General features: G+C 33.4%; 13 protein-coding genes and 1 pseudogene. 6 read left to right on the top strand and 8 right to left on the bottom strand.

Annotated elements, in window-relative coordinates:
* Positions 1-12: 12 nt before the first annotated feature.
* From AAGD87_RS03495 to AAGD87_RS03480, 4 genes are all read left to right on the top strand, one after another.
* The gene (locus tag AAGD87_RS03495) at positions 13-192 is read left to right on the top strand and encodes a tail protein X (RefSeq protein WP_214303299.1); all 180 of its coding nucleotides are present in this window, start codon (positions 13-15) and stop codon (positions 190-192) included.
* On the top strand, positions 189-1,154 hold the full coding sequence (locus AAGD87_RS03490; protein ID WP_264377099.1) for a phage late control D family protein: 966 nt from the start codon (positions 189-191) through the stop codon (positions 1,152-1,154). Before AAGD87_RS03495 ends, AAGD87_RS03490 begins: the two co-directional genes overlap by 4 nt.
* A 48-nt stretch (positions 1,155-1,202) precedes the next feature.
* Positions 1,203-1,721, top strand: coding sequence for an ankyrin repeat domain-containing protein (locus AAGD87_RS03485; RefSeq protein WP_262986489.1), 519 nt, complete (start codon positions 1,203-1,205; stop codon positions 1,719-1,721).
* A gap of 67 nt (positions 1,722-1,788) precedes the next feature.
* Positions 1,789-1,998 (top strand): hypothetical protein, encoded by a 210-nt coding sequence (locus AAGD87_RS03480; RefSeq protein WP_262986488.1) that lies wholly within the window; start codon positions 1,789-1,791, stop codon positions 1,996-1,998.
* On the opposite strand, the gene AAGD87_RS03475 is transcribed toward AAGD87_RS03480, so the two are convergent.
* Complete coding sequence (locus tag AAGD87_RS03475; protein ID WP_410541887.1) at positions 1,999-2,556, bottom strand: phospholipase D family protein; 558 nt, start codon at positions 2,554-2,556, stop codon at positions 1,999-2,001.
* Here AAGD87_RS03475 and AAGD87_RS03470 point away from each other — a divergent pair.
* Complete coding sequence (locus AAGD87_RS03470; RefSeq protein ID WP_264377097.1) at positions 2,519-3,448, top strand: patatin-like phospholipase family protein; 930 nt, start codon at positions 2,519-2,521, stop codon at positions 3,446-3,448. The two genes, AAGD87_RS03475 and AAGD87_RS03470, sit on opposite strands and share 38 nt — an antisense overlap.
* A gap of 39 nt (positions 3,449-3,487) precedes the next feature.
* Here AAGD87_RS03470 and AAGD87_RS03465 read toward each other — a convergent pair whose 3' ends face one another.
* The 7 genes and pseudogenes from AAGD87_RS03465 to rnhA form a co-directional block, all read right to left on the bottom strand.
* A complete protein-coding gene (locus AAGD87_RS03465; protein ID WP_264686056.1) occupies positions 3,488-4,465 on the bottom strand; it encodes a helix-turn-helix domain-containing protein in 978 nt (325 codons plus the stop codon).
* 46 nt (positions 4,466-4,511) lie between these two features.
* Entirely contained in the window at positions 4,512-5,432 is a 921-nt protein-coding gene (locus tag AAGD87_RS03460; protein WP_264686027.1) for a helix-turn-helix domain-containing protein, read from the bottom strand.
* 65 nt (positions 5,433-5,497) lie between these two features.
* Complete coding sequence (locus AAGD87_RS03455) at positions 5,498-6,700, bottom strand: hypothetical protein (protein WP_264377094.1); 1,203 nt, start codon at positions 6,698-6,700, stop codon at positions 5,498-5,500.
* Positions 6,701-6,886: 186 nt separating this feature from the next.
* Positions 6,887-7,552: a RadC family protein gene (locus AAGD87_RS03450; RefSeq protein WP_264377377.1), complete on the bottom strand. Its 666-nt coding sequence runs from the start codon at positions 7,550-7,552 to the stop codon at positions 6,887-6,889.
* A 169-nt stretch (positions 7,553-7,721) separates the two neighbouring features.
* Positions 7,722-8,660 carry a helix-turn-helix domain-containing protein gene (locus tag AAGD87_RS03445; RefSeq protein ID WP_264377092.1) on the bottom strand — a complete coding sequence of 313 codons (939 nt, stop codon included), beginning with the start codon at positions 8,658-8,660 and terminating at the stop codon, positions 7,722-7,724.
* A 68-nt stretch (positions 8,661-8,728) separates the two neighbouring features.
* The gene (mutL, locus tag AAGD87_RS03440) at positions 8,729-10,519 is read right to left on the bottom strand and encodes a DNA mismatch repair endonuclease MutL (protein ID WP_264377091.1); all 1,791 of its coding nucleotides are present in this window, start codon (positions 10,517-10,519) and stop codon (positions 8,729-8,731) included.
* 92 nt (positions 10,520-10,611) lie between these two features.
* Positions 10,612-11,035 (bottom strand): annotated as a pseudogene (gene rnhA, locus AAGD87_RS03435) (ribonuclease HI); the annotation flags it as partial.
* 416 nt (positions 11,036-11,451) lie between these two features.
* Between rnhA and AAGD87_RS03430 the strand changes: the two are divergent.
* Positions 11,452-12,345 (top strand): Rpn family recombination-promoting nuclease/putative transposase, encoded by an 894-nt coding sequence (locus AAGD87_RS03430; RefSeq protein ID WP_264686103.1) that lies wholly within the window; start codon positions 11,452-11,454, stop codon positions 12,343-12,345.
* Positions 12,346-12,383 lie beyond the last annotated feature (38 nt).

Genomic DNA, 12,383 nt, shown 5'->3' with positions numbered 1-12,383 from the left:
AAAGAAAACGAAATGTTGGATTACATTTGCTGGAAACATTATGGATACAGTAGTGGAGCAGTGGAGGAAGTATTGCTTGAAAATCCAGGCCTTGCAGAATACGCAAGCTTTTTGCCCGCTGGATTAAGAATTAAGCTTCCTAAAATTCAGAAAATATCGAAAGAATCTGTCATAAATATTTTAGATGAATGACGCCAGACTTTGATATAGTAGCAAAAAATAACCCAGTAACAGAGGTTTTAAAAAAGAGTTTAATATTATTACGTGTTACTGATGGATCCGGTACTACAAGTGACGAAGCTGAGATATATATTAGTTATAACTCTAGCGCTTTAGAACTTAAGGGTAATTTACAGGTTTTTCTAGGATATAAAGAAACAGGTTTATTACCTATGGGGGTATATAAGGCAAATCAAATTACAATACAAAGTCCACCACAAACTTTAAGAATAAAATGTGACGCTGCAAGTTTAAGAGGATCATTAAAGGAAAGAAAATCAAAGGAATGGAAAGACATTACCTTGGAAGATTTGATTAAAGAAATAGCACAAGAACATGGGTATGAAGGTAAAGTCGCTGAAAGATTTGAAAATACATTTATACCACATACCATTCAAGCAGATGAAAGCGACATGAGTTTTTTGGAAGGATTAGGCAAAAAATATGATGCACTAGTAAAACCAGCAGGAGGATATATAATTTTTATTCCAAAGGGAGAAGCAAGATCAGCGACTGGAAAGATGTTAGGTACAACAGTATTAACACCTAAAGATATTATAAATTGGGAGGTAAATTTTAATGTGCGTAACAAATATGGATCTGTTATTGCAAAATGGCACAGTTATGAAAAGGGAGAAACTATAGAAGAGAAAGTGGGAAATGAGGGTCCAAGTTATACCCTGCAAACGCTTTACTCTACCGCAGAATCAGCAATTAGTGCAGCAGCAGCTAAGTTAAAACAACTAAAACGTAGTACATCAAATTTAAATGTAACTGTTCCTGGTAATCCAGAATTATTTGCAGAAGCTAAGATCAGCCTTTCAGGATTTTGTCAGGAAATTGAAGGTGAATGGATAATTAGCAAGGCAGAACATATTCTGAATAATAGAGGATATCAAACTATAGTAGAGGCAACAGTGAGCAAAGCTGTTTAAGTGAAACTTAAGCAAATGGTCATTTAATTCCAAATAAATATATAATACATGAACATAAATTCGATCATATATAAAAATAGACTAATTTTATTAATAGCACTAGCAGTATGTATTGTAATCGTATGTATTTCCTTATCTGAAAAGAGATATAAAGATAGCATTACTAAATTAGAGATTGCATCTGAAACTTGTGACCTAGAAAATATCGAGCTCTTGATACAAAATAATGTAAATATTGGCGAAAAAGCATTGCATTATGCTGCAGAAAAAGGATGTTTAGAAATTATAAAATTTTTAGTAGAAAAGGATGTTGATATAAATACTGCCAATAAATTTAAGCGAACAGCACTACATTATGCTGCAGATAATGGACATTTAGAAATTGTCAAATTCTTATTAGATAAAGGATCAAATCCTATAGCTACAGATCGAGATGGAAGAAGACCAAGAGATATGGCTGTAGTGGAATTGCGATATGATAAAAACAAAGGCAAAACATATAGAGAAATCATAAAGCTACTTGCTAAAGCAGAGGATCAATACGAATCAACAAAAAGTAATCACTAAAGCTGTAAGTTTTCTATAATCTATACATAAATTTCTAAAACTATCCATAACAAGTTAATATTTTCACATGAAAAAGCAAAAAATCCCAATTACGGTAATTATTACCATATTAATCCAAACCGTAGCATTGATATGGTGGTTATCCAAGCTAGACTCAAGGGTACAATTTCACGATAAACTCATTGAATATGGTTTAATGGAAAAAGTGTTAGTACTTGAGGAAAGGGTAAAAAATCTTTCTGAGGAATTGGATGAACTTAAAGCTGATTTAAAGTAATTATTCTTCTACTTTTGGTGTATAAGGATCAGATTGAGATTGACGATCCTTCCAGTTTTCGATGTATTGCTCAACTAATTGAGGATCCCCTGTTATAATCAGTAGATTCTCAGCATTTCTTGATTCAGCTGCATAGGTGAAATTAAAAGAGCCAGTTATTATTTTGTTATCATCAATAATCATTATTTTACTATGAGCAATCGCTGGTTTAAAGTCAATCCATATCGGGATTTTGTGCTCAAATAATTCGTTAATTACACTATGTTTTGAACTAGTTTGTGATTCATCTAGAATAACCTTAATATCAACTCCACGCTTTTTAGCTTGAACCAAGGATTCAGCAATAGGCTTTGAGGTAAATTGGTATGCCTGAACCAACACAGATTTTTTAGCATAGTCTACGGAATCAATTATTAGGTTGGTGCAATTTTCTCCAGGCGTGAAGCAGACTGTGGCTTTTGGGCAGGAAACACATCCCGATAAAAGCGAACAAGTTAATAAAATCAATAAATACCTAACCATGGCAAAATACATCCTTTCAGTTGACGGCGGAGGCATAAGAGGCATCATACCAGCCATTATACTAGCAGAAATAGAAAAGAGGGCAAGGAAACCGATAGCTGAAATCTTTGATTTAGTGGCAGGAACCTCAACCGGTGGAATTGTTATAGCAGGATTATGTAAAAAAGATAAACAAGGAAACCCTCAATATTCAGCCAATGATTTAGTCGAGCTTTACCAAAAATACGGGTCATATATTTTTAAATCTTCATTTTTGAGAAGATCAATATTTTCTTGGCTTAATTGCACACAATACCCACATAAAAATATTGAATTTGTACTGGATAAATATTTTGGCGATGATATCCTTAAAAACACTTTAAGTGATGTGTTGATTACGAGTTACGATATTCACAATAACTGCCCATTTTTCTTCAAAAGCTGGAAAGAAGGTAATATTAAGCTGAAAGATGCACTCAGAGCTGCAACGGCTGCACCTACTTATTTCATACCAAAACATCTAAAAATTAACCAGATAAACAGAGTATTAGTGGATGGTGGGGTGTTTGCCAATAATCCAGCGGCTTGTGCATATGCAAGTGGTAAGAGGTTATTTCCAAATGATGATATTCTACTGTTATCGATAGGTACTGGAAGAACAGACAGAAGCATAGAGTATGCCAATTCAAAGAGATTTGGAAAAATAGGCTGGATAAAACCTTTGTTAAATGTGATGTTTGCCTCTGGATTGGACTGCGTAAATTATCAGATGAATCAAGTAATAGGCAATAGATACGTAAGAATACAATCGCAATTGAAGCTAGCGTCGGCTGACATGGATAACATTACATCAAAAAATATCAAATTTCTTCAACAGGAGGCAAAGGCAATGATAGAGGACAATCAGAAAGTGATAGAAAAATTCTGTATAGAAATATTAAATATATAACTATCTTTACTTACATCTTAATATATTGTTTAACACAATTCAATTTTCACACTCATCAGCAGTTAGGCCACTTGCTCGCACAATAATATCAATAGCAACACCTTCCTTAACTAGATCTTTTGCAATCTTGATTTTCTCTGCTTTTTTAACCTTTTCTTTACCAGTTTGCATTCCTTCAGATAAAGATCTGGCTACCGTATCCAGTAATTCTTGATCCTCAATTTTTTCGCATTTACCTACAAACCTCAAAACTGGCTCATTTTCATATTCTGTTAGTCCAAGAGCTTTAATGTTAACTGATAATGTCTTTGCTATCTTATATAATATTTCAATTGGAATGTCTGTATATCCTCGTTCATAGTCGTGTATTTCTTTAGGTGTTGAACCTATTTTATTTGCCAAGTCCTCCTGAGTGTATTCCCGTATTAATCTCTGCTCTTTTATCCTTTTCCCCACTTTGTAGAGTATAGAATCAGTACAAATTTCTTTCTCTATATCATCATACTCATAAGTAGATAAGCGAGTCACTTGGGAAATAATATCAACTGAAACTCCTTCTTTCACTAGATTCTTTGCTACTTCTATTTTCGCTTCTTCTTGACTAATTTTTTCGCTAATATATACAAACCTTACTAATGGATACAGTTTCTTTCGTAATTCCTGATCCTTAATTTCTCTATGTATTTTTGTTAGATAGACTATTTCTTTATCCTCATCTTCATACCAACTGTTTTCTCTTAGTACTGTTGGTCCTGGAAGTAGATCTATAACATTAACTGACAATGCTCCTGCTATTATATACGATTCTTTGATTGTAATAGCCTTGCACCCTAGTTCAAAGTTATGTATTTCCTTATGTGTTAAACCAATTTTGCTTGCTAATTTTGCCTGAGTATACCCTTGTACTATCCTACAACCTTCTATTTTTTTCCCCAGCTCGTAGCTTGCTGAGCCAATATGCTCTGAATTATCATAGATAAATCCTCTAAAAGCTGTTTTTCCTACAGAAGCAAACATATATTCTATCACAAAAAAATCCACCATTGGCTAAGTTTTTATGAAATCACAAAAATTTCTCAATCATATAATTTGATAAGCCTGTCGTTTGCAAGATAATATCAACAGAAATTCCTTCTTTCACTAAATTCCTTGCAACTTCAATCTTCTTTTCCTCTCTGACCTTTTCTCTACAAACATGTATACTTTTAAATAAAGACTTGATTAGCATATCGCGTAATTCCCGACTCTCAATCTTTTTGTATTCTTCTATCAAGTTTGATAGCTTTTCTTCCGCTTCACTATCCTCATCTGATTCGGGAAGTAGATCTATGATACTGATTGATAATACCTTTGCTATTTCATCTAACATTTCAAGTGAGACAGCAGCTCGCCCTTGTTCATATTCGTATATTCCTTGATTTGTTATGCCAACTTTATTCGCTAAATCTTTTTGAGTATATCCTCGTATCAATCTCCACTCTTTTATCCTTTGCCCTACTTTGTATGGAATGGGAATTTTGTTCTCCTCATACTCACCAATAGATAAGTTAGTTGTTCGAGAGATAACATGAGCAGAAACTCCTACTTTCATCAAACCCCTTGCTACTTCCATTTTTACCGCTTTTCTGCTTCTTTCCTCACTCAAACGAATAAATTTGGTTAATAAATAAAATACCTCGCTTAATTCTTTATCCTTATACCCCTTTACTAAATTTAATATTTCTTTATCTTCAAAATATCTTTTTTCATTTGGTAGCGTCTCTCCACAAACTAGACCTTTAACATTTACTGATAATGCTTCTGCTATAGCATATAACTTCTTAATTGGAATTTTACGGTTCCCTTTCTCATATTGCAGTATTACCCAGTACTTTACACCAATTTTCTCAGCTAAACCCTTCTGAGTATAACCTCGCTCTAACCTCCAACTTTTTACTTTTTGTCCTACTTCATAATCTAGACTTTTTTCCACGCAAAAAACCATATATATAATATTTTCTACTATAGCTCAAAGGCTCCAGTAAACTCTGGAACCTTAAAATAAATGAATTAAAGTTCCCTAAAGGTTTCTTTACTACCTCCACATACCCTATTTACCCATGAAGACAATACTTCATCATTGCTAATCTCTTTTATAGCATACTTTTCATTCCATATGCCACATCTAGTGAAATTACCTTTCTCTACTGCTTCTTGAAGTTTCACTCCCCCAAAAAGGCAGTTTTTTCCTATTTCTTCGCCTCTTTTTTGTAACTCAGCCCACATTTCCTTGTTTTCTACTCTGACTTGTACTTGATCATATTTTTTTACATCGTGGTACAATATAATATTTAGCTGACCAATGCTTGTAGGAAATTGTAATATAATAGAGCTTTCATCTGACATATCGATATAGTTTCTTATACCTCCCTTCTCGCTTTTAACCTCAACTGCATCATTACCAATTTTTAAAATATTACTTCCTAACTTTCTGTTTGCTTCCAGTATTTTGGCTACCTCTACCTTGCTATTATCAGAAAATTCTATATATGATGTTGTATTGTCTATCTCGAGATCTATTAAGGATCCTTCTTGAACAGCACTTTCGCCAGCTTTTTCTAGTTCTTCTAGTTGCTTATCTATCTGTGGCTGAACTTCTGGTTGTAGCTCATCATAGATTTCACCTATCAGTTTATTCTGTAGTAGAGTATCATGAAACTCTGCACCGCTTAACATTAATTTACGTATTACCTTTTTACGATCAACCTTATCAAATTTATGAAAATGTGTACCTAATACTACATACTCTGAGAAACTCCATTCCCCATCATTACATGCATTTAGCCTTGTTCCATCACCTATTACTTCATCTATAACTTTGTTCATCTCTTTTGGGGTTTTTGCTTTTACCACTCCACTCTTAAACCAGCTCAACTTTTCACTTTCGCTTATACTTGGCTTTATTTTTTGCAAGGCAGAGGTAAATGGATTTTTATCTTCTTGATCACTTGCAGGTTTTGTGCCATAAACATAGTCAAATCCTTTCCCACAGTTGATTTTGTTTTCGCGAACTTCTCTACCAGGGAAAGGTGCTATTTCCTCAGGCTTTTTAGCCTTATTAATTTTGCTTACAAAGGTGGATTGCTCCTTAGTACGACCAATTCCTATAATCGCATTTAACACCTCACCTTTTGATAATCTATCAAGATCAATGTTTAACTCGTAAGTACCTCCTTCTTGATCATCAAAAGGTACAATTATTTTATTACTCATATTAGCCTCCGCTATTAAATATATTTTACTAAGTCTATAACCGACTTTATTACTTTATAATTAATTTAATATATACTTTCTCATTAATTATAAACAAGAATTAATGTATTTGCAAATACTTTCTTCATTCAAGTAGCTAAATAACTCATGAAAAGTAAGACTCTTCATCTACTTCAAACATCTGCTTTATAACAGTCCTTGCTCTTTAAAACTAAAATATCCAACACTTGTAATGATAATGTGATCCAGTAACCTAATCCCTATAGTCTGACAAGCTTTAGCCAAGTCTTTAGTTACAGCTTCATCCTCATCAGATGGCTTTAACCTTCCTTCTGGGTGGTTATGCGATATTATTATTGACGTCGCTTTCCTTATTAATGCCTTTCTTGTTACTTCTCTTATGTAAAAAGGTACCTTATCCACTGTACCAGTGAACACTTCTTCCCCCTTTAAATGGCACTTTTGATCAAAATATATTATTTTCATCTTTTCCTCCTCCGAATAACCAATACTCACCCTTAAATATTTTACTATGGTTTCCAAGTTATCCATTACAGGTCCTTTCTTTAACTCTTCTCTTGGTACTCTCTTTGCAGCTTCCTTTAGGCATAAAATTACTGCTACTGTAGAGTCAGTTATCCCTTCTATAGTTTTCAAGTCATCTATTTCCTGGCCTAAAACTCCTCCTATTCCAAAACTATCTATTAGCTTTCTAGCAATAATTCGAGCTTCTTCCCTGTCATGCACTGCACTTAGAAACGTTTCTATTACTTCACGATCAAGTAGAGCTTTACCGTTGCTTTCTAATGCTCTGAATTCTATTTCTTCTCTACGATCTTTCTTATTATTCATAAAAATTACCCTTCACTAATAACAAAATGTTTTTATATATTTACTGCCATTTTTTAGCAGTCTTGGCATAAGGCCATAGCTTTTGAGTGAAGTCAAATCAATTTTTCAATCTTTTTTACTTATTTTTTCATCAAAAAGTAAAGATATTAATAGATACTGATTTTTTATTTTAAATTTGTTGAATTTCGTCTAAAGAGATGCCTACTGTTTTTAAAATAATATTGATAGAAATTCCTTCCTTAACTAAATTCTTTGCAATTTTCATCCTTTCTACTCTCTCCACTTTCTCTTTGCAAACTTGTATACTTTCAAACAGAGATTTTATTAGTACATTACGTAGTTCTTGGCTTTTAATCTTTTTGTATTCTTCTATTAACTTTGATAGCTCTGCTTCACTATTCTCATTTTCTGTTGTTTCTGGAAGTAGGTCTGTAATACTAATTGATAGTACCTTTGCTATTTCATCTAACATTTCAAGTGAAACAGCAGCTCGTCCTTGTTCATATTCATATATTCTTTGATTTATTATACCCACTTTACTTGCTAAATCTTCCTGAGTGTATCCTCTTCTCAACCTCCATTCTTTTATTCTTTGACCTACTTTATACGGAATAGAAATTTTTTTCTCATCATTATCATATTCATCAATAGATAAATTGGTTGTTCGAGAGATAACATGAGCAGAAACTCCTTCCTTAACTAAACCCTTTGCCACCTCTACTTTTACTGCCTTTCCACTTTCTTCCTCACTAATACGGATGAATTTGGTTAATAAATAAAACGTTTCACGTAATTCTTGATCCTTAATCTCTTTATGTCTTCTTACTAGATTTAATACCTCTTCTCCCTCGTACTTTTCCTCATTTGATACTTCTTGTCCGCAAGCTAGATCTCTAGCAGTTGTTGATAATGCTTCTGCTAATTCATATAACTTCTTAATTGAAATTCTGCGTGTTCCTTTTTCATATTGCAGTATTACCTGATATGTTGTATCGATTTTTTTTGCTAAATCTTTTTGAGTATAGCCCTTTGCTAATCTACGATTTCTTACTTCCTGTCCTATTACTTTGTAATCTAAAAAATTAGAGCATTTATTCTCTTTTTTCACATTTTATACTCCATAACCAGAAGAGCTGTTACGTATACTTAATTGGCAACCTTTTTGACAAACTGAACTCATCTCCTTTCAAACAATTTTTCTATATCACTTAGTTTCATTTCTATATACGTTGGTCTTCCGTGATCAGAATATGGAGTTTTCTCAATTTGTCTTAGTATCTCATTCATCTCTTCCAATTTCATTTTTCTTCCTGCTCCGTGGCAAGCGATTATGGATGATATTTTGTTCACCTTATCCTCTATTGGTAGCGTATCTTCTATTTCCATTAACTTATCTACTATATCAACTAGCATCTCTTTTATATCTATTGTTCCCAAGATTGCAGGTATTTCTTTTACCCTTACTTTATCTTCTGATTCTATTTCAATACCAAAACCCATTTCAAAAAGCTTATCTTTATAAGTTTTAACCATCTCCATTCCAGCTTGGTTTTTAATTTCAACTATTTCAGGAATGAGAAGTTTTTGTCTTTTTATGCTTGTTAAGCACTCGTATATCAATCTCTCATAGGCTGCATGTTGATCTACTATAATCAGCCTATCTCCAGCCTCAGCAATAATGTAAGTATTGTAGACCTGACAGCGTGCATATCCTAGAGGGTGATCCTCTATCAAATCAATTTGCTTCTTTTCTAGAACCATCGTTCCCTTTTGGGTTGGAGATTCTCCATATTTAAACGTTTCTGGTAAGCTTTGCCTTCTTTCATCTGGTGCATTGAATTCTTTCATTAAATGATTTTCTAAAAGACTTGGCCTCTTTTCATAAAATTCTTTTTGATCTTTTTTCTCTTGACTATCAACCTGCTCTTGGCTTTTACTATCATTAAAAATTAGCTCCTCTTCAATACCTTGATCACCCGCTGCAAATCTCGTTGATAGTGTTTTTATTATCCCTCTTCTCACTATTTCATATATTAGCCTTTTATTCTGAAATCTTACTTCCGATTTATTTGGATGCACATTTACATCTACTTGGTCATATGGTACTTCTAAATGCAACACTGCAAAAGGATACCTATTGTTTGGAATAAAATCGTGATACGCATATCTAATTACACCAACAAGTAGATTCTCTTTTATTGGCCTTCCATTAACAAACGTATAAATTTGAGTTGAGTTGCCACGATTGACATTAGGTTTACAGATGTGTCCCTTAAGTTTGATGCCTTCTTCTTCCTCTTTAACTTCCAGTGAATTGCTTTGAAATTCTTCTTCTATTTCACATAATCTGTTGAACAGCGAAGTTTGCTTAACATATTTTAAGAGCTTTTTATTACCAGAAGTGAGAGTAAACCCAATACTATAATTAATCATCGCTAAGTTATTCACAATATCAACAATACTTTGTGTTTCTGCCCTTTCGGTTTTTAGAAACTTTAGTCTATTTGGTGTAGCAAAAAATAAGTCACGAACTTCAATATATGTACCTTGCAACAAAGAACAAGGGGTAATCTCTCTTATTTTTTCTCCTCCCTCATATCTTATAGACCATGCTTCCTTTGCTCCACTTGCCTTAGACGATAATTTCATTCTACTTACTGCTGCAATTGAAGGCAAAGCTTCTCCTCTAAAGCCAAGATGTTTGATTTCTATTAACTCACTATCGCTTAATTTTGAAGTAGCGTGGCGCATAAACGCAAGTTCCAAATCTTCCTTTTCTATTCCATTTCCATCGTCTGTTACAGTTATAAGATTACGCCCACCACTTTCTATTTTGATCTCTATCTCTGAACTTCCAGCATCTATTGCATTTTCTACTAATTCCTTTACTACACTCGCTGGCCTTTCTATTACCTCTCCCGCTGCTATACGATTTATAGTTTTTGTGTCTAAAAGAATTATTGCCATAACACTCCCTCCAATCTATAAAACTTAGAGCTCCCTCTATTTTTTTGTGATTTCTTGATCTCACAATCTCTATATTTTAGCTTTTTAGATTTCTTTCTAGCAAGTCTATCTGCTTCTTTATTATAGGTATTACCACTGTGAGCCTTAACCCACTTCCAGTTAATATCATGCTGCAAGACAATTTCATTCAATTCCTTCCATAATTCCTTGTTCTTTACTGGCTTTTTATCAGCTGTCTTCCAACCATTTGTTTTCCACTTGTTGATCCACTCTGTTATACCTTGTTTAATATACTGACTATCAGTGTGTAAAACAACTTTGCAAGAAACTTTCAACATCTTTAGCCCGTTAATCACAGCCTTTAACTCCATTTTGTTATTCGTTGTGTTTTCTTCACCTCCAGAGATGCGTTTTTTGATAAAGATACTTTTATTTTCATACATCACCACGGCTGCCCATCCACCAGGCCCCGGATTTCCATCCATCTGTATATATTATAACCTTCTTTTTGTCCATATTGACAGGATATAGATTTAACATAAATTTGCTACTGAAATGTTGACACTAAGTTTCAAGATCTTTATCATGTAAAGGTGTGGGAGATTAATGAACCTGTCCTCACGATATTAGGTAAATCGTAATTGAGCTTTTGGGCTTGTATTTTTATTAGGAGGTTAATCTCTCACACCCAAAATAAGTGTTTTTAAAGCTCTTTATAGCTCATGAATTCATTTGCTGGGGTTTATGGAGGGAGTTGTAAAAGATGATAAAATAAACAGCTAAGGTGCGCAGTAGCATTCTATGGTCATCTATGAAGGTAGTTTTTTGCCAACTCTTGAAATTTAGCTAACTTTAATAGACTTTAGCACAAAAACGTTGAATATTTCTTCACAATTGTGTATAATTATTAATGCTTTTTAAGTCGATTCCCTATGGCTCTTTCAAAATTTTTAGATCCTAAGCTTGATTTAACATTTAAGAAAATATTCGGTACTGAAAAAAATAAGAATATCCTTATTCACTTTTTGAATGATATTTTGGGGTTTACTGAAATAAATACTATACAAGAAGTTGAATTCCTTAGCACCATTATGGACCCTGAAATTGCCTCTGATAAGCAGAGTATTGTTGATGTTCTGTGCAGAGATTCCACTGGGGCCAGATACGTGATTGAGATGCAACTCGCTCGTGATAAAGGCTTCGAAAAACGGGCTCAATTATATGCTGCTAAGGCTTACTCAAGGCAGGCTGATAAAGGTGGTAAGTACATTGATTTAAAGAAGGTTTTCTTTATTGCTATTTCTAATTGTAATTTATTTCCTGATAAGCTTGATTATATATCTAGCCATACCATAAGAGATGAAAAAACTAATGAGCATGACTTAAAAGATTTTCAATTTATCTTCATTGAGTTACCAAAGTTTCCCAAAAGTAGAGAAGAGCAGCTAGAAAATGTAGTAGATCGTTGGCTATTTTTCTTTAAATATGCAGAAGAAACAACTGATGAAGATTTAAGAAAAATAGCAGAAAAATCACCAATAATAAAGCTAGCATATGATGAATTAGATAAGTTCCATTGGAATGAGAAGGACCTATTAGCTTATGAAGAAAGGGTAATGGATTTACAGAAAGAAGCTGCTATCTTGGAACAAAAACTTGATGATGCTAAACATGAAGGCATCCAAATCGGCCATCAAAAAGGTAAAATTGAAGGTAAAATTGAAGTAGCAAAAAACTCGCTCAAGGCCGGTGTTTCTATAGATGTTATAGCTCAAATTACTGGTCTCTCTCATTCTGAAATTTCACAACTCAAAGAAAAAACATAATATCCCTACTTATTCACTTCAACATTGATGAAAATCTT

The organism is Wolbachia endosymbiont (group A) of Pherbina coryleti, assembly GCF_964026875.1.
GTDB lineage: Bacteria > Pseudomonadota > Alphaproteobacteria > Rickettsiales > Anaplasmataceae > Wolbachia > Wolbachia pipientis.
Note: the sequence above shows the minus strand (reverse complement) of the source record. Positions and strands in the feature narration are given on the sequence as shown.

Coding starts and splice junctions, on each gene's coding strand:
- AAGD87_RS03495 (WP_214303299.1), top strand. CDS start 13: ATGTTGGATTACATTTGCTGGAAACATTATGGATACAGTAGTGGAGCA.
- AAGD87_RS03490 (WP_264377099.1), top strand. CDS start 189: ATGACGCCAGACTTTGATATAGTAGCAAAAAATAACCCAGTAACAGAG.
- AAGD87_RS03485 (WP_262986489.1), top strand. CDS start 1,203: ATGAACATAAATTCGATCATATATAAAAATAGACTAATTTTATTAATA.
- AAGD87_RS03480 (WP_262986488.1), top strand. CDS start 1,789: ATGAAAAAGCAAAAAATCCCAATTACGGTAATTATTACCATATTAATC.
- AAGD87_RS03470 (WP_264377097.1), top strand. CDS start 2,519: ATGGCAAAATACATCCTTTCAGTTGACGGCGGAGGCATAAGAGGCATC.
- AAGD87_RS03475 (WP_410541887.1), bottom strand. CDS start 2,556: ATGCCTCCGCCGTCAACTGAAAGGATGTATTTTGCCATGGTTAGGTAT.
- AAGD87_RS03465 (WP_264686056.1), bottom strand. CDS start 4,465: ATGTTTGCTTCTGTAGGAAAAACAGCTTTTAGAGGATTTATCTATGAT.
- AAGD87_RS03460 (WP_264686027.1), bottom strand. CDS start 5,432: ATGGTTTTTTGCGTGGAAAAAAGTCTAGATTATGAAGTAGGACAAAAA.
- AAGD87_RS03455 (WP_264377094.1), bottom strand. CDS start 6,700: ATGAGTAATAAAATAATTGTACCTTTTGATGATCAAGAAGGAGGTACT.
- AAGD87_RS03450 (WP_264377377.1), bottom strand. CDS start 7,552: ATGAATAATAAGAAAGATCGTAGAGAAGAAATAGAATTCAGAGCATTA.
- mutL (WP_264377091.1), bottom strand. CDS start 10,519: ATGGCAATAATTCTTTTAGACACAAAAACTATAAATCGTATAGCAGCG.
- AAGD87_RS03430 (WP_264686103.1), top strand. CDS start 11,452: ATGGCTCTTTCAAAATTTTTAGATCCTAAGCTTGATTTAACATTTAAG.